This window comes from Actinoplanes sp. CA-252034 (assembly GCF_050956125.1).
GTDB lineage: Bacteria > Actinomycetota > Actinomycetes > Mycobacteriales > Micromonosporaceae > Actinoplanes.
The window spans coordinates 7,725,259-7,741,409 of record NZ_CP191846.1 but is presented as its reverse complement, the minus strand read 5'-3'; the positions used below and the strand labels follow the sequence as shown (position 1 = coordinate 7,741,409).

The window sequence follows — 16,151 nt, the reverse complement described above, 5'->3', positions numbered from 1 at the left end:
GTACCCGAACTCTGACCGACCGGCTCAGCCGCGGTCGCACCAATCGATCAAGAGTCGGTGACGAGGGTGTTGCATGGGTCAAAAACGGTTTCTGAACGGCTAGTGTTGAGCCATAACGTTCGAGCCCCCCGGGGAGGTGGGACGTGGCACGTAGCGACGAAGCGGACTCCCGCGCCGCGCGAGCGGAGAAGGAAGTCAACGATCTCTCCAGTCAGGTCGCGTTCTTGCAAGAAGAACTCGCTCTGGTTCGGCGGAAGTTGACGGAGAGCCCCCGACACGTCCGGCAGCTCGAGGAACGGCTTGCGGCGACGCAGGCGCAGCTCTCCCGAGTGACCGAGAACAACGAGAGGCTCGTGGCGACCCTCAAGGAAGCCAGAGCCCAGATCGTCACTCTCAAGGAAGAGATTGACCGGCTCGCCCAGCCGCCCAGCGGCTACGGCGTTTTTCTGGCAGCGCACGAGGACGGCACGGTGGACGTGTTCACCGGTGGCCGCAAGCTGCGGGTGGCGGTCTCGCCGTCGCTCGCGGCCGACGAGCTTCAGCGGGGACAGGAAGTCCTGCTGAACGATGCTCTCAACGTCGTCGACGCGTTCGGGTTCGAGCGCACCGGCGAGGTCGTCTCGCTCAAGGAGGTGCTGGACAACCCGTCCGGCGGCCCCCGCGACCGGGCGCTGGTGATGTCGCACGCCGACGAGGAGCGCATCGTGTTCCTCGCCGACTCGCTCGACGTCGACAAGCTGCGCGCCGGTGACTCGCTCATGATCGAGCCCCGCTCGGCGTACGCCTATGAGCGGATCCCGAAGAGCGAGGTCGAGGAGCTCGTCCTGGAGGAGGTTCCCGACGTCGACTACAGCGACATCGGTGGCCTGCACTCGCAGATCGAGCAGATCCGCGACGCGGTCGAGCTGCCGTTCCTGCACGCCGACCTGTTCCGGGAGCACCAGCTGCGCCCGCCGAAGGGCATCCTGCTCTACGGCCCGCCCGGCTGTGGCAAGACCCTGATCGCCAAGGCGGTGGCCAACTCGCTGGCCAAGAAGATCGCCGAGCGGCGTGGCGAGGAGAAGCACACCAGCTACTTCCTCAACATCAAGGGCCCGGAGCTGCTCAACAAGTACGTGGGTGAGACCGAGCGGCACATCCGCCTGGTCTTCCAGCGGGCTCGTGAGAAGGCCGGCGAGGGCACCCCGGTGATCGTGTTCTTCGACGAGATGGACTCGATCTTCCGGACCCGTGGCTCGGGTGTCTCCAGTGACGTGGAGAACACCATCGTTCCCCAGCTGCTCAGCGAGATCGACGGTGTCGAGGGCCTGGAGAACGTGATCGTGATCGGCGCCTCCAACCGGGAGGACATGATCGACCCGGCCATCCTGCGGCCCGGCCGGCTCGACGTGAAGATCAAGATCGAGCGTCCGGACGCGGAGGCGGCGAAGGACATCTTCGCCAAGTACATCCTGTCGGAGCTGCCGCTCAGTGGGGACGACCTCACCGAGCACGGCGGTAACCGGGACGCGACGGTCGCCGCGATGATCGAGGCGGTCGTGCTGCGGATGTACACGGAGACGGAGGAGAACCGCTTCCTGGAGGTCACCTACGCCAACGGTGACAAGGAGGTCCTGTACTTCAAGGACTTCAACTCCGGCGCGATGATCCAGAACATCGTCGACCGCGGCAAGAAGATGGCGATCAAGGAGTTCCTCACCTCCGGCAAGAAGGGGCTGCGCCTGCAGCACCTGCTCGACAGCTGCGTCGACGAGTTCCGGGAGAACGAGGACCTGCCGAACACCACCAACCCGGACGACTGGGCCCGTATCTCCGGCAAGAAGGGTGAGCGGATCGTCTACATCCGCACGCTCGTCTCCGGTGGCAAGGGCGCCGAGGCCGGCCGGTCCATCGAGACCGCGTCCAACACCGGCCAGTACCTGTAACAGCTCCACGAACGGGGCCGGGGGTTTCCCTCCGGCCCCGCTCTCGTTCATCCCGTATGACCCGTCTGGCCTGGCTCGACGCTCTTCGCGGCTGGGCCGCTGCCGTCGTCGCCGTGTTCCACCTCAGCCCCGTGGTCCTCGGTCGCGACCTGCACCTGCGGATCTTCGCGATCATCGACCTCGGCAAGTACGGCGTCCTGCTGTTCTTCCTGGTCAGCGGCTACGTCATCCCGATGTCGCTGGAGCGGCACGGCGACCTGCGCCGGTTCTGGACCGGCCGGCTGCTGCGGATCTACCCGGCCTACCTCTTCGCCGTCCTCGTCACGATCGGTCTCGCGGCGGCCGGCATCGTGCGCATGCCCGATCAGTTGGCCGGTGAGACGACGGCCAGCGTCCTCGGGCACCTGACCATGCTCCAGGACCTGATCGGCACCCGCGGCGTGCTCCGGCCGTTCTGGACGCTCTCCTTCGAGATGGTCTTCTACCTCGTCGTGGCCGGGCTCTTCGTGTGGGGGCGGCACCGCGACAGCGCCTGGTGGGCTGCCGGGCTCACCCTGGCGGCGGTGATCGGGCCGCCCAGCGATCTGCTCGGCGGGAGCCCGGCGGCCCGCCGGATCACCGCGGTGGCTGCGGCGGTGCTGTTGGGGGCGGTGCTCTGGGCGTACCTCTCCGGGAAGCGACGTCTCGCCCTGGCGGCCGGGACCGCCGGGCTCGCCGCCATCGCCCTGCCGCTGCTCAATGGCCATGCCACCGACATGGTGACCAGCGCGTCGTCGGCGCAGGCCACGCAGATGCTCGCGGTCATGTTCGCCGGGACGGTGATCTACCGGGCGCAGCACCGCGAGAGCTCGAGCCGGGTGGCGATCCCCGTTCTCGCCCTGGTCGCCGTGGGTGTGGCGATGCGGACCTCGCCGAGCGTCGCGGTCGCGGTGGGTGCGACGTTCGCGATCGCGTTCCTCCTGCGGGAGCGGTGGGTGCCGGGGGGCCTCGTCCGGCTCGGCGCGATCAGCTATTCGCTCTATCTGCTCCACCTCCCCGTCCTGGCGGTGATCCGCTGGGGCACGCCGGACCCGATGATCTCCGCGGTCGCTTTTCTGATCGGCGCACCGGCCGTGGCCTGGGCAGGTCATCGCTGGGTCGAACGGCCCGCTCAGGCTCTCGCCCGCCGGGACATCGTGATCAACATCGCCACGCAAGGTACAGACGCGCGTACGGGGAGCTTCGGAAAGCGATACGAAAGCGTCTAGGCTCGATGCATGAGCAGGCGCAGCTTCGTGGCGGACAGGGTGGTCGCATGAGCGTTCGACGGATTATGGGGACCGAGGTCGAGTACGGCATTTCGGTTCCCGGTCAGCCCGGTGCCAATCCGATGGTCACGTCCTCCCAGGTGGTCAACGCCTACGGCGCCCGCCCCGAGCTCAGCAGCAAAGGCCGCGCCCGCTGGGACTACGAGGAGGAGTCGCCGCTGCGTGACGCTCGCGGTTTCACCTACTCCGGGGCCGCCTACGATCCGGCCGAGGCGCTCGCCGACGAGGATCTCGGCCTGGCCAACGTGATACTGACCAACGGTGCCCGCCTCTACGTCGACCACGCCCACCCGGAGTACAGCACGCCCGAGGTGACCAACCCGCTCGACATCGTCAAGTGGGACAAGGCCGGCGAGCGCGTCATGGCCGAGGCCTCCCGCCGCGCCGCCACCATCCCGGGCGCCCACCGGATCCAGCTCTACAAGAACAACACCGACAACAAGGGCGCGTCGTACGGGGCGCACGAGAACTACCTGATGCGCCGGCAGACCGCGTTCGCCGACATCGTCGCCCACCTCACGCCGTTTTTCGTGACCCGGCAGATCTTCTGCGGCGCCGGTCGCGTGGGCATCGGCCAGGACGGCAGCGGCGCCGGTTTCCAGATCTCCTCCCGCGCCGACTTCTTCGAGGTCGAGGTGGGTCTGGAGACGACCCTCAAGCGGCCGATCATCAACACCCGCGACGAGCCGCACGCCGACGCCGACAAGTACCGCCGCCTGCACGTGATCATCGGCGACGCGAACCTGTCGGAGATCTCCACCTACCTCAAGGTGGGCACGACCGCTCTGATCCTCAACATGATCGAGGAGAAGGTGTTCACCGGCGAGCTGGGCATCGCCGACCCGGTCAGCGAGCTCAAGGCGGTCAGCCACGACCCGGCGCTCAAGCACCTCATGCGGCTGCGCGACGGCCGCCGCCTCACCGCTCTGGACCTGCAGTGGGCGTATTTCGAGCGGGCCCGCCAGTTCGTCGACGACCGGCTCGGCGCCGACGTCGACGAGCAGACCGCCGACGTGCTCGACCGGTGGGAGGACGCGCTCGACAAGCTGGGCCGCGACCCGATGCTGCTCTCCGACAGCCTGGACTGGGTGGCCAAGCTGCGCCTGCTCGAGGGCTACCGGGAGCGGGAGAGCCTCGGCTGGTCGTCGCCGAAACTGCAGCTCGTCGACCTGCAGTATTCCGACGTGCGGCCGGAGAAGGGCCTCTACCACCGCCTGGTGGCGCGGGGATCGATGAAGACCCTGCTCGACCCGGAGGCGACCCACCGCGCCATGTATGAGCCGCCGGAGGACACCCGCGCCTACTTCCGGGGCCGCTGCCTCGCGCAGTATGCCTCCGAGGTGGTCGCCGCCAGCTGGGACTCGGTGATCTTCGACGTGGGCCGGGAGTCTCTGGTCCGGGTGCCCATGATGGAGCCGGAACGCGGTACCAGGAAGCATGTCGGCGCGCTGTTCGACAAGTGTGAGAGCGCGAAGGATCTGCTCGAGGTGATCACGAGCCGGTAATAAAACACCCGTTCCGGCGGGCCGTTTCGTCATAGGCGCGAGGTAGGTTTTTCCCAACCCGATGTTGCAGGACTTCGGGGACGGCTGAGAAGGGGGACATCCATGGCAACCCGAGACACAGGTGGTCAGTCGCAGAGCAGTAAGGGCTCCAGCGACCAGGAGATCGAGGACGTCACCGTCGAGGCCAATCCCGAGGTAGCGGAACGGCACGCCGAGATCACCGAGGACGTCGACGACCTCCTGGACGAGATCGACTCCGTCCTGGAGGAGAACGCTGAGGAGTTCGTCCGAGGCTATGTCCAAAAGGGCGGCCAGTAAGGGTTTTGTCCGTTTCTGAATGACCGGGCGCCGCCGCTTCGGCGGCGTCCGCCATTTCCCCAAGACATGTCGATGATGTTGAGCGCCCCGCACGCTCCGGCGGGATAGTGTGCCTCAACTGCACGTACCTGAAAGGAACCACGTGGCGACGGGCTTTGATCCATCCGGGCGTCTACCGGATTTCTTCACCAGCACTTCGACGTCCTCCTTCACGCAGTTCCTGAGTCAGGCCGCCCCGGAGCTTCTTCCGGGCCGCCGGCCGCTGCCGCCGGGTCTGTCCGCCGACATCGCGCCGCACGGCACCACGATCGTCGCGATCGCGACGGCCGACGGTGTGGTGATGGCCGGTGACCGCCGGGCCACCATGGGCAACCTCATCGCCAGCCGGGACATCAAGAAGGTGCACCCCGCCGACGCGTATTCGCTGATCGGCATCGCCGGGACGGCGGGCATCGGCATCGAGCTGATCCGCCTGTTCCAGGTCGAGCTGGAGCACTACGAGAAGATCGAGGGCGCCATGCTCTCCCTCGACGGCAAGGCGAACCGCCTGGCCGCGATGGTGCGTGGCAACCTGGGCGCGGCCATGCAGGGCCTGGCCGTGGTGCCGCTGTTCGCCGGGTTCGACCTGGCGCCGGCCGAGGGTGTGGGCCCCGGCCGGATCTGGAGCTTCGACGTGGCCGGCGGCATCTACGAGGAGACCGGCTACGAGTCGATCGGCTCGGGCTCGCTGTTCGCCAAGGCGGCGCTGAAGAAGCGCTTCCGTCCCGGCGTCAGCACCGAGGACGCGATCACGCTGGCGGTCGAGGCGCTGTATGACGCGGCCGACGACGACACCGCGACCGGCGGGCCGGACGTGATCCGCAAGATCTACCCGGTGGTGATGACCGCCACGGCGGCCGGCACGCACCGGCTCAGCGACGAAGAGATCACCACGGTGGCCGAGCGGGTCGTCGCGGGGCGTAACGAGAACCCGGGCGGCTGACCCGCACTTCGAGGAAGAGAGGTAGCCACCTGTGGCCATGCAGTTCTACGCATCACCCGAGCAGGTCCAGCGCGACCGTTCGGAGTATGCCCGCAAGGGCATCGCCCGCGGCCGGTCGGCCGTGGTGCTCACCTACGAGGGCGGCATCCTGCTGGTCGCCGAGAACATCACCACCCTGCGGAAGATCAGCGAGATCTACGACAAGATCGCGTTCGCTGCCGTCGGGCGGTACAACGAGTTCGAGGCGCTGCGCCGCGGCGGGGTGCGGATGGCCGACATGGTCGGCCTGAGCTACGACCGGCGCGACGTGACCGCCCGGTCGCTGGCCAACACGTACACCCAGACGCTCGGTGCGATCTTCTCCGAGACGCAGAAACCGTACGAGGTGGAGATCTGCGTCGCGCAGGTCGGCGCCTCGCCCGAGTCCGACGAGCTGTACCGGATCACCTACGACGGCTCGGTCATGGACGAGCCGGGCTTCATGGCGATGGGCGGGCAGGCCGAGGCGATCGGCAACGTCCTGCGCGACCGGCACGACGCGACGGCCGAGCTGACCGTCGCGCTGGCCCTCGCGTCGGAGGCGCTCGGCAGCGTCGGCGGCGAGAACGGGCAGCCCCGCCAGCTCACCGACAAGCAGCTCGAGGTGGCGGTGCTGGACCGGCGCCGGCCGGGCAGGGCGTTCCGGCGGCTCACCGGGGCGGCGCTGACCACCCTGCTCGGGCACGAGGCGGTGGCGGACGCGGAGCTCGGCGAGGTCGACGCGGCCCCGCCCGCGCCGTCCGAGGGCAAGCCGACCGAATCGGCCGCCTCGGAGGACACCGAGTAGCGATTTGCGTGACGATTGCGGGGCGTGGTCAGGGTGACCACGCCCCGCAATCATGGAAAGGGCCGGTTGTGGGTGCCGCTGAACCGGTTTCTGCCGGTAGTGTTCTGACATGGAACGGCGAATTTTCGGCCTCGAGACCGAGTACGGAGTCACGTGCACCTATCGGGGACAGCGGCGGCTGTCGCCCGACGAGGTGGCCCGCTACCTGTTCCGCCGAGTGGTCTCCTGGGGACGCAGCAGCAACGTGTTCCTTCGTAACGGCGCCCGCCTCTACCTCGATGTCGGTTCCCACCCCGAGTACGCGACGCCCGAGTGCGACTCCGTCACCGATCTGGTCGCCCATGACCGGGCGGGGGAGCGGATCCTGGAGGGCCTTCTCGTCGACGCAGAGAAGCGCCTGCACGACGAGGGCATCGCCGGGGAGATCTACCTCTTCAAGAACAACACCGACTCCGCCGGCAACTCGTACGGCTGTCACGAGAACTATCTGGTGAGCCGCCACGGCGAGTTCGGCCGGCTCGCCGATGTGCTCATCCCGTTCCTGGTGACCCGCCAGCTGATCTGCGGCGCAGGCAAGGTGCTGCAGACGCCGCGGGGCGCGGTGTTCTGCCTGTCGCAGCGTGCCGAGCACATCTGGGAGGGCGTCTCCAGCGCGACGACCCGCTCCCGGCCGATCATCAACACCCGCGACGAGCCGCACGCCGACGCCGAGCGGTACAGGCGGCTGCACGTGATCGTCGGCGACTCGAACATGAACGAGGTCACCACCCTGCTGAAGGTGGGGTCCGCCGACATCGTGCTGCGCATGATCGAGGCGGGCGTGGTGATGCGTGACCTGACCCTGGAAAACCCGATCCGGGCGATCCGCGAGGTCAGTCACGACGTCACCGGCCGCCGCAAGATCCGGCTGGCCAACAACAAGGAGGTCTCCGCGCTGGAGATCCAGCAGGAGTATCTGGCGAAGGCGACGGAGTTCGTCGAGCGGCGCGGGGGCGACCCGGTCGCCAAGCGGGTCGTCGAGCTGTGGGGCCGGGTCCTCAACGCGGTCGAGAGCGACAACCTCGACACCGTCTCCCGTGAGATCGACTGGGTGTCGAAATACAAGCTGATCGAGCGCTACCAGGCCAAGCACGAGATCCCGATGTCGCATCCGCGGATCGCCCAGCTCGACCTGGCCTATCACGACGTGCGCCGGGGCCGCGGCCTCTACGCCCTGATGGAGAAGCGCAAGCAGGTCGACCGGATCGCCAACGACCTGCAGATCTTCGAGGCCAAGGAGACGCCGCCGCAGACCACCCGGGCCCGGCTGCGCGGCGAGTTCATCAAGCACGCCCAGGAGAAGCGGCGCGACTTCACCGTCGACTGGGTGCACCTGAAGCTCAACGACCAGGCACAGCGGACCGTGCTCTGCAAGGACCCGTTCCGTGCCTACGACGAGCGGGTGGAGCGCCTGATCGCCAGTATGTAGGGACCCCGGCGGCGCCGGTGCGCGGGTGACCGGCGCCGGTGCCGGGCCGGCACATGCTCCGGGGTGAGCTCCTCCTCGTCGGTGCGACGCATGGCGACGAGGAGGAGCAACGCCCCCACAACGGCGGTGGCGGCCACCTTGCGATGTTCGCCGATGCCGTGCCAGTAGGCCGGCAGCCCGATGTAGCGGACCAGCAACCGGGGCCGCCCGACGACCGAGCTCGGCGGCACGGGTGTCGAGTCCTCGGCCGGGTTCGCGTCGCCCTTGGTCACGAGCGCGCCGTCGGCGTTGCGGCGGATCACCCGGTGCAGCAGCAGGTTTCCGGCGCGCACCGGATTGTCGGCCAGTACGGGCTGCCCGGGGACCATCTGGGCGCTGGTCGCCGGGCTGGCGATGGCCACGTCACCGGTGCGGATCCGCGGGCCCATCGAACCGGACGTCACGACCACGCTGGTCCAGCCGAACGCGACCGGGAGGATCGACCACAACACGCCCACCGCCGCGGTGCCGATGATGATCCGGGCGGCGAGGATCGAGACGAGCCTGGCCCAGGCGTGCCACTCACTGTGTCCCGTCCGGCGTTCGCTTAAAGTGCCCTGGTCGCTACCGATCGTGGTCATCGGAGTCATCGGTACCCACGAGGAGTCAAGACATGACCGAATCTGCCGACGGACGCCGTCGACGGCGCCGTGTCACCGGTGTGGCGGTGCCGCTGAGCATCCTGCTGGGTTCGTTGCTGGTCTGGCAGTCGTCGCAAGCCGCCTACTCGGCCACCACGAACAGCGCGGTGAACACCTGGAACTCGGGCTCGGTCACGAACATCACCAACACCATGACCGGCGGCGTGAACTGGACGGTCAGCAACATCCGCCCGGACAGCACGGACACGACGATCGCCTACCCGTTCGCGCCGGACAATGTCTACACCGGTGAAACCCGCTGTGTGGAGGTTGTCTACACCGGTGGGGCGGCGAAGATCCGGATGTACGCGACCCTCGGCGGCAACGCGGCCCTGCAGGGTGCCCTGATCGTGAAGGTGGACCGGGGCACCGGTGCCACCAACTCGGCTTGCGCGAGCTACACCACCGCCGCGGACGTCTACAACACCCTCGGCACGGCGGCCGGCGGTGTCCTGAGCGGGTTCCCGGCCACGTTCAACTCCTCGTCGGGCACCGAGTGGACGGTGACCGGCAACGACAGTGCCTGGTACCGCATCTCCTGGCTGATGCCCGCCGGAACCGGCAACGCGTCGTCCGGCCAGTCCGCGACGGCCACGTTCACCTGGGAAGCACAGGTCAACTGACCCGACGTCCCGGGCGGGCGGCTACCGCCCGGGACGTTAACGCCGCCGCGGGAACGGCCGAACAGAGGGGCATGGCGAGAGGTAGGTGGCCTCATGCCCTGGTGCTGGCGGCAGTGGCAGGGCTACAACTGCCGCTGGTCGACGCCGCGTTCGTCAAGACCACGTCCTCGGACGCCAACAGCTTCACCGCCGGGTCCGTCGCGATCACCGCCGACGCACCCGGCAGCAAGGTCTTCGCGGTGACCGGTGCCATCCCCGGCAGCAATCCGGTCACCTGCGTGATCACCCAGTACACCGGCTCGATCCCGGCGACGGTCCGGATGTTCTTTCCGGCGGTGAGCGGCGGTCTCGGCGCCAAGCTGATCGCCCGCGTCCGCTACGGGACCGGGACCCAGACCGACTGCGGCGACTTCAGTTCGGCCGGAGTGCTCTACAACGCGTCGGGCACCCTGAAACTCGACGCCTACCTTTCCGCGCACACCGATTGGGCCACCGGCGACGGCTCCTGGGCGGCCACCCAGAACGCCACCCGGGCCTGGCGTTTCGAGCTGTTGCTGCCCAGCGACGACACCGCCACCGGGTTGACCAGCACCTTCACCGCCGTATGGGAAGCCCGGAGCTGACCGTGCGCCGGATGCTGCTGATCGTGCTGGCCGGCGTCCTCCTGGCCGCCGGCCCGTGGCTCTGGGGCACGGCCGGCGGCGCGTGGACCGCGACCGCGTCGGCGCCGGCCACCGTGGCGGCGTCGGCGAACTTCCCCGGCGTGCCCGAGGTGATCACCGGCGGCGGCCCGGTCTTCTATCACCGCGGCGAGGACCTCCAGTCCGGGGCGGTCACGTCGGTCGCCGCCGACTCGTCGGGCAACAGCCAGAACGGCACCTACGCCGGCCCGACGAACGGGTCGTCGATGTGGTGGCGGATGGACGACGGCAGCGGAGCCACCAGGTTCGCCGACGCCTCGGGGGCGACCAACACCGGCCAGCACACGGCGAGCGGCATGACGATCACCGCGAGCCCGGGGCCGACCGGTGGGGCGTACATGCTGGGCGCGTCCTCGAACCCCTCGTTCCCCCAAGCCGCGCTCTCGTCGGTGTTGTCACCGTTCCGCGCCGACCGCAGCTTCACCGTGTCGGTGTGGGCCAACCTCGGCGACACCGCGCCGGCCACGAACGGGACGCGGGCGGCCGTCGCCCACCTGACGAACAGCTCGTACCCGCGCAGCGACGTCGCCCTGGTCGCCGACCACAGTGCCTCCTGTGCGGCGCCGCCGTGCTGGACCTTCACGATGGCGAAGGACCCGAGCACCCTGACCGGCGTCACCGGCTGGGACACGGTTCACGGCCCGACCGCCGTGATCAACACGTGGGCGCTGCTGACCGGGGTGTTCAAATCCGGCACCGGGACGATGACGCTCTACGTCAACGGTGCCGCGGCCGCGGCGACCGCCGCGCACACCGTCCCGGTGAACGCCGCGACCGGCCGCAACATCGGGTTCGGACGGTATCGGATCGCCAACGCGTGGTCCTCCTACGGTGGCCGGGACACCGGGACAGGCATGATCATCGGGGAGGCGCGGACCTGGCGGCGGGCGTTGTCGGCGGCCGAGGTCGCCGAGCTTCCGGTACGCGCCACCGCCCGCTGGGCCTTCGACGAGGCGTCCGGAACCCCCGGGTACACGGCGAGCGCCGCCGGCACCGGCGGTGGCACGGTCAGCGCCCGGTCCACGACCGGCGTGACTCTCGGGTCGGCCGCCTCGCTCGCCACCGGTCGCACCGGTAACGGTCTGAGCATCCCCACGGCGGCTCCAACGGATACCTCCAGGGCCCCGCCGGGCAGGTCGACACCAACGGCAGCTTCTCCGCCGGAGCCTGGGTGAAACTGACGAACACCAGCGCCGACCGCACGATCATCTCGCAGAACGGCACCAACACGACGGCCTTCACGATCGGCTACGACCAGGCCCAGAACCGGTGGGCGATGCGACTGTGGCCCAGCGACTCGGCGGCGGCCACCCCGACGGTCACCTACAGCGCGGCCGGCTCGGTGGTGCTCGACCAGTGGACCCACGTCGCCGGGGTCCACCAGGCCGGCAACGAGATCCGGCTCTACGTCAACGGCCGGTCCTCGGGCACCGCCACCGCGCACACCACCGACTGGACCTCGTCGGGCGCGGTGCAGATCGGCCGGCGGCTCACCGGCGGGGCCACCGCGGCCGGCTGGCAGGGCCGGATCGACGACGTCCGGATCCTCAACGGGTACGCCCTGACCACCGCCGGCCTCACCCAGCTGCTCGGCGGCCTCGCGGTCGAGGAGTTCGGCGGTCTCGACGGCACCACCAAGACGGGCCACGCCAACTCGACGGCGGTCGCGTTCGGTGGCGTCGCCAACGGGTGGAACGGCAAGTACTCCGGTGCCGCGGCCCCGTCGGCGTTCACCGTGGAGTGCCTGATCCGGGTGGCCGCCGGGGACAGCGGGGTGATCGCCGGCTTCGCGGACACCAGTAGCGGTCTGGGCAGCGCCTCCACCGACCGGATGCTCTACGTCGACACCGCCGGCAAGGCACGGTTCGGGGTGATCAGCGGGGGCGTCCCGGTCACCGTGGTCGGCGCGGCGACGGTGACCGACGGCGGCTGGCACCACGTAATGGGCAGTGTGGGCGCCGACGGGCTCAAGCTCTACGTCGACGGCGTGCGAGTGGCGAACACCGCGATCACCACGTCGGCGTCGGCGACAGGGTACTGGCGGTGGGGCGGGCTGCCGCTCCTGCCGCTCGCCGGCTGGCCGTCCGAGCCACCGAATCCCTACCTCACCGGGACGGTCGACGAGCTCGCCGCCTACAGCCGTCAGCTCAGTGACCAGGAGAACCTGTGGCGGGTGTACGCCAATTACTAGGCAGGCTACGCTGGCCCGGCTATGACGACACCTGATCTGCCTGAACCATCCGAGCGCACCGAGGCCGAGGTGCGGCTCAACCGGCTCGACCGCCGTCGTGACAAGATCCGGCGTGAGATCGAGGAGAACCGCGAGGGCAACCACCGGGTTCCGACCTGGGTGCTCGCGCTTGTGCTCGTCCTCTTCGTGGCCGGGTGGGCATACCTGATCCTCAGCGCCTGAGCACGCCTTGGAGACAGGTGGTGCAGGTGTGGCCGTACCCTTGCCGCGGTTTGAAAAGCCCGTCGGGTTTGCGGCAGGCTGTCCGGTATGGCTGACATCATCGATCCCGCCGTCGGCGACTACCTGCTGACCCATTGCACGCCCGCCGACGACGTGCTGCGCGACCTGGCCGCCGAGACCTGGGCGAAATTCCCGCCCGGTGCCGCCGGGATGCAGATCTCGCACGACGAGGGTGCGCTGCTCACCATGCTGGTGCGGCTCACCGGTGCGGAGCGCGCCGTCGAGGTGGGCACGTTCACCGGCTACTCGTCGATCTGCATCGCGCGCGGGCTGCGACCGGGGGGACGGCTGCTGGCCTGCGACGTCTCCGAGGAGTGGACCTCGATCGCGCGTGACTACTGGCAGCGGGCCGCGCTGACCGACCGGATCGAGCTGCGGATCGCCCCGGCTCTCGACACGCTGCGGTCGCTCCCCTCCGACCCGGTGATCGACTTCGCATTCGTCGACGCCGACAAGACCGGCTATCCGGACTACTACGACGAACTGGTGCCGCGGCTGCGCCCGGGCGGCCTGATGGTCTTCGACAACGTGCTGCGCGGCGGGCGGGTCCTCGCTCCGCAGGACGAGCCGGACCGGGTGGTCGCCGGCCTCAACGACCGGATCGTCACCGACGAGCGGGTCGACTCGGTGATGCTGCCGGTCCGCGACGGGGTCACGCTGATCCGCAAGCGGAGCTGAGCAACCCGTTCGCACCGGCCCGGCGACCTCGGGCGCCCCCGCCATGACGTCTCCTGGACTGCGTGTCGGAACAGCGCGTGCGGGCCGGTCGGGCCGCGACGGTCTTCGCGGCGATGGCGGCTGCCGCCATCGCCGCATACCAGTTCCTCCCGGAGGAGGGCTGGTGGCACGCCGTCTGGCAGGTCGGGATCGGCTGGGCCGGGGTCGCGGCGATCCTGATCGGCGCCTCCCGGCTGCCCCGCCCCGAGCGGCTGCCGTGGTGGCTGTTCGCGGCCGGCGTGCTCGCCAACTCCACCGGCATCGGCGTCGCGGCCGTCTCGGCGGAATACGGGCTGGTGGACCTTCCGACGCCGGCCGACCCGTTCTTCCTCGGCCTCTACCCGGCGGCCGTGGCGGGCCTGGCCGTCCTGATCCGGGGCCGCGACCGGCGGGTGGACTCGGCGGCCCTGGTCGACGCGGCCACCATCACCACCGGGTTCGGTCTGCTCGCCTGGGTCTACGTGATCTCGCCGGTTCAGTTGGGCGACCTGATGGACCGGTGGGCACGGGCGACACAGGTCGCCTACCCGATCGGTGACCTCCTGCTGATCGCGATGACCACCCGCCTGCTGCGCAGCGGAGGCAGCCGGGGCGCCCCGTTCTGGTGGATCACCGGCTCGCTCGCCGCGTTCCTGATCGGCGACTGCGCCTGGGTGGTGCTCGGCAACCTCGGCGACGCCGGTGAGGCCCTCGCCGAGACCCCCTGGTTCGCGCACGCGCTGGAATCGGTATTCCTCGTGGCGTTCGTGCTGTTCGGCGTCGCCTGCCTGCACCGCGGCGCCCGCGAGGTGGCGGCGCCCGCCGAGGCCCGCCCGGCCGGCCTCGGCAAGGGCCTGCTGGCGCTGCTCGCCGGCGCGTCGCTGATCGCCCCCGCGGTGCTGGCCGCACAGACCGCCTCCGGTGAGGTGACCGACGGCTGGAGCATCGCGATCTGCTCGGCCGTGCTGTTCCTGCTGGTCGTCGCCCGGATGGCGCTGCTCCTGCGGCACGTCGAACGGCAGGCCCGCCAGGTGCGGGAGCTGGCCCGCTCCGACGAGCTGACCGGACTGCCGAACCGGCGCGCCTGGAACGACGAGCTGCCCCGCGCCCTGGAGCGCGCCCGCCGTAACAGTGAGCCGGTCGCCGTCGCGATCCTCGACCTCGACCACTTCAAGAAGTACAACGACACCTACGGTCACCCGGCCGGCGACCAGCTGCTCAAGGCCGCCAGCGCGGCCTGGCACGCGGCGCTGCGCGACGTCGACGTGATCGCCCGCTTCGGTGGCGAGGAGTTCGTCGTGCTGTTGCCCGACGCCGACGCCGGCGACGGGCGCCGCGCGATGGCCCGGGCGCTGGAGGCCACCCCGCTCGGGCAGACCTTCTCCGCCGGGCTTGCCGTCTGGGACGGCGTCGAGACCTCCGACGAGCTGCTCCAGCGGGCCGACACGGCGCTCTACGCGGCCAAGGCGGCCGGCCGCAACCGGGTGGAGACCGCCGATCAGCCCAGCAGGCTTGCGGCGTGACGGCCGGCGGCCGCGGCCGTCAGGAAATAGCCGTGGTCCTGGTCCAGCTTGCGGCCCATCGTCGACAGCGGCACCGGGCACTCGCGCAGCGCCCGGTCCAGGCCCGCCGAGGGCACGCGGACGATGCGGTGCCGTGCGGCCAGCGGCGCGAGCGCGGCGTCGACCGCCTCGGCGAGCGGTTCCGGCAGGCCGTCCGGCACCGGCAGGTCGGCGGGGACGAGAGCGACTTTGCCGTACGCCGTCAGACTGTGATGTGACACCCCGCGGTGCCGTTCCCGCCCGTCGCCGTCGGAGATCCGCAACGAGCCGACCGGCCGCCCGCCCAGCACCGCGATCGCGTTGACCGCCTCGCCCAGCGCCACCCCGGAGAAACCCCAGGTCGTACCGGTCCCCAGATTGCCCGGCCCCTGCGCCACGATCGTCACGTCGGCGTGCAGCACATGCCGGGCGGCCAGCAGCCCGGTGTGCACGGTGCTCGCCTCCAGGTCGCCGCCGAACGCCTGACCGGTGGTGACCGTCCCGGCCAGGTGCCCGCGCAGCCCGTCGAGCGTGCGGGAGAACCAGGCCGGCAGCGCCCCGCCATCGGTCATCAGATAGGCGACCCGCGCGCCCGGCCGGTCGGCGTGGATCCCGGCCAGGATCGCCGGCAGCGCCGAATGCAGGTCGGCGGTCACCACCGGCATGCCGTCGATCGACTCGGCGGCGGCCAGCACCGCGCGATGCGGGGAGGCCTCCTCGTCGACGCCGAGACGGATCGGCTGCAGCGGGGTGTACCGCGCTTTCACCAGATGGCCCGCGTCGCGGGTGGCGCCGTCGTCGGCCGGGTCGGCGGGCAGCCGGTCGGGGATCGCCACCACCAGGGCGTACCCGCCGGTGCCCAGGCCCATCACCAGCGCACCCACGTTGAGCAGCACCCGGTCGCCGGGCTCGGGGACACCGACCAGATCGGGGTACGCCAGGGCGCGCACCGGTCCGTCGGCGGTGTCCACGTCGAGTTCGACGGCTCCGTGCCAGCTCCGCCGTACCTTCCGCACCGTCCCGGACCGCCATCGCACCATGGCCGCGACCCTATCCGCCGGCGGCGGGCCGTCCCCGGGTCGGGTCCGTCGTTCCGCCGGCCGGGT

General features: G+C 70.0%; 16 protein-coding genes and 1 pseudogene. 15 read left to right on the top strand and 2 right to left on the bottom strand.

Features of this window, described 5'->3' with window-relative positions; all coding sequences use genetic code 11:
* The first annotated feature begins 143 nt into the window (after positions 1-143).
* The 7 genes from arc (at position 144) to pafA (ending at position 8,331) form a co-directional block, all read left to right on the top strand.
* Complete coding sequence (gene arc, locus ACQPZW_RS35175) at positions 144-1,925, top strand: proteasome ATPase (protein WP_433790315.1); 1,782 nt, start codon at positions 144-146, stop codon at positions 1,923-1,925.
* Between the two features lie 56 nt (positions 1,926-1,981).
* The gene (locus tag ACQPZW_RS35170) at positions 1,982-3,172 is read left to right on the top strand and encodes an acyltransferase family protein (protein ID WP_433790314.1); all 1,191 of its coding nucleotides are present in this window, start codon (positions 1,982-1,984) and stop codon (positions 3,170-3,172) included.
* Positions 3,173-3,219: 47 nt separating this feature from the next.
* Positions 3,220-4,737, top strand: a complete 1,518-nt coding sequence (gene dop, locus ACQPZW_RS35165; protein ID WP_433790313.1) for a depupylase/deamidase Dop — start codon at positions 3,220-3,222, stop codon at positions 4,735-4,737.
* Between the two features lie 102 nt (positions 4,738-4,839).
* Positions 4,840-5,055: a ubiquitin-like protein Pup gene (locus tag ACQPZW_RS35160; protein WP_360292182.1), complete on the top strand. Its 216-nt coding sequence runs from the start codon at positions 4,840-4,842 to the stop codon at positions 5,053-5,055.
* Positions 5,056-5,197: 142 nt separating this feature from the next.
* On the top strand, positions 5,198-6,037 hold the full coding sequence (gene prcB / locus ACQPZW_RS35155; RefSeq protein WP_433790312.1) for a proteasome subunit beta: 840 nt from the start codon (positions 5,198-5,200) through the stop codon (positions 6,035-6,037).
* A gap of 31 nt (positions 6,038-6,068) precedes the next feature.
* Positions 6,069-6,863 (top strand): proteasome subunit alpha, encoded by a 795-nt coding sequence (gene prcA / locus ACQPZW_RS35150; RefSeq protein ID WP_433790311.1) that lies wholly within the window; start codon positions 6,069-6,071, stop codon positions 6,861-6,863.
* 109 nt (positions 6,864-6,972) lie between these two features.
* Complete coding sequence (pafA, locus tag ACQPZW_RS35145) at positions 6,973-8,331, top strand: Pup--protein ligase (RefSeq protein WP_433790310.1); 1,359 nt, start codon at positions 6,973-6,975, stop codon at positions 8,329-8,331.
* Here pafA and ACQPZW_RS35140 read toward each other — a convergent pair.
* Positions 8,292-8,951, bottom strand: a complete 660-nt coding sequence (locus tag ACQPZW_RS35140; protein WP_433790309.1) for a signal peptidase I — start codon at positions 8,949-8,951, stop codon at positions 8,292-8,294. The two genes, pafA and ACQPZW_RS35140, sit on opposite strands and share 40 nt — an antisense overlap.
* A 32-nt stretch (positions 8,952-8,983) precedes the next feature.
* Between ACQPZW_RS35140 and ACQPZW_RS35135 the strand changes: the two genes are divergently transcribed.
* The 8 genes and pseudogenes from ACQPZW_RS35135 (at position 8,984) to ACQPZW_RS35100 (ending at position 15,027) form a co-directional block, all read left to right on the top strand.
* The gene (locus ACQPZW_RS35135) at positions 8,984-9,634 is read left to right on the top strand and encodes a helicase (RefSeq protein ID WP_433790308.1); all 651 of its coding nucleotides are present in this window, start codon (positions 8,984-8,986) and stop codon (positions 9,632-9,634) included.
* A 101-nt stretch (positions 9,635-9,735) separates the two neighbouring features.
* Positions 9,736-10,257: a hypothetical protein gene (locus ACQPZW_RS35130; protein WP_433790307.1), complete on the top strand. Its 522-nt coding sequence runs from the start codon at positions 9,736-9,738 to the stop codon at positions 10,255-10,257.
* Positions 10,239-11,510 carry a LamG-like jellyroll fold domain-containing protein gene (locus tag ACQPZW_RS35125; RefSeq protein ID WP_433790306.1) on the top strand — a complete coding sequence of 424 codons (1,272 nt, stop codon included), beginning with the start codon at positions 10,239-10,241 and terminating at the stop codon, positions 11,508-11,510. Before ACQPZW_RS35130 ends, ACQPZW_RS35125 begins: the two co-directional genes overlap by 19 nt.
* Positions 11,495-11,842: pseudogene (locus tag ACQPZW_RS35120) on the top strand (LamG-like jellyroll fold domain-containing protein); the annotation flags it as partial. The gene ACQPZW_RS35125 and the pseudogene ACQPZW_RS35120, both read left to right, overlap by 16 nt.
* 228 nt (positions 11,843-12,070) lie before the next feature.
* The gene (locus ACQPZW_RS35115) at positions 12,071-12,526 is read left to right on the top strand and encodes a LamG domain-containing protein (RefSeq protein ID WP_433797711.1); all 456 of its coding nucleotides are present in this window, start codon (positions 12,071-12,073) and stop codon (positions 12,524-12,526) included.
* A 21-nt stretch (positions 12,527-12,547) separates the two neighbouring features.
* On the top strand, positions 12,548-12,748 hold the full coding sequence (locus tag ACQPZW_RS35110) for a hypothetical protein (protein WP_433790305.1): 201 nt from the start codon (positions 12,548-12,550) through the stop codon (positions 12,746-12,748).
* 87 nt (positions 12,749-12,835) lie between these two features.
* Positions 12,836-13,486, top strand: coding sequence for an O-methyltransferase (locus tag ACQPZW_RS35105; protein ID WP_433790304.1), 651 nt, complete (start codon positions 12,836-12,838; stop codon positions 13,484-13,486).
* Positions 13,487-13,548: 62 nt separating this feature from the next.
* Complete coding sequence (locus ACQPZW_RS35100) at positions 13,549-15,027, top strand: GGDEF domain-containing protein (protein WP_433790303.1); 1,479 nt, start codon at positions 13,549-13,551, stop codon at positions 15,025-15,027.
* Here the strand turns inward: ACQPZW_RS35100 and ACQPZW_RS35095 are convergent.
* On the bottom strand, positions 15,003-16,085 hold the full coding sequence (locus tag ACQPZW_RS35095) for a DUF3866 family protein (RefSeq protein WP_433797710.1): 1,083 nt from the start codon (positions 16,083-16,085) through the stop codon (positions 15,003-15,005). The two genes, ACQPZW_RS35100 and ACQPZW_RS35095, sit on opposite strands and share 25 nt — an antisense overlap.
* Positions 16,086-16,151 lie beyond the last annotated feature (66 nt).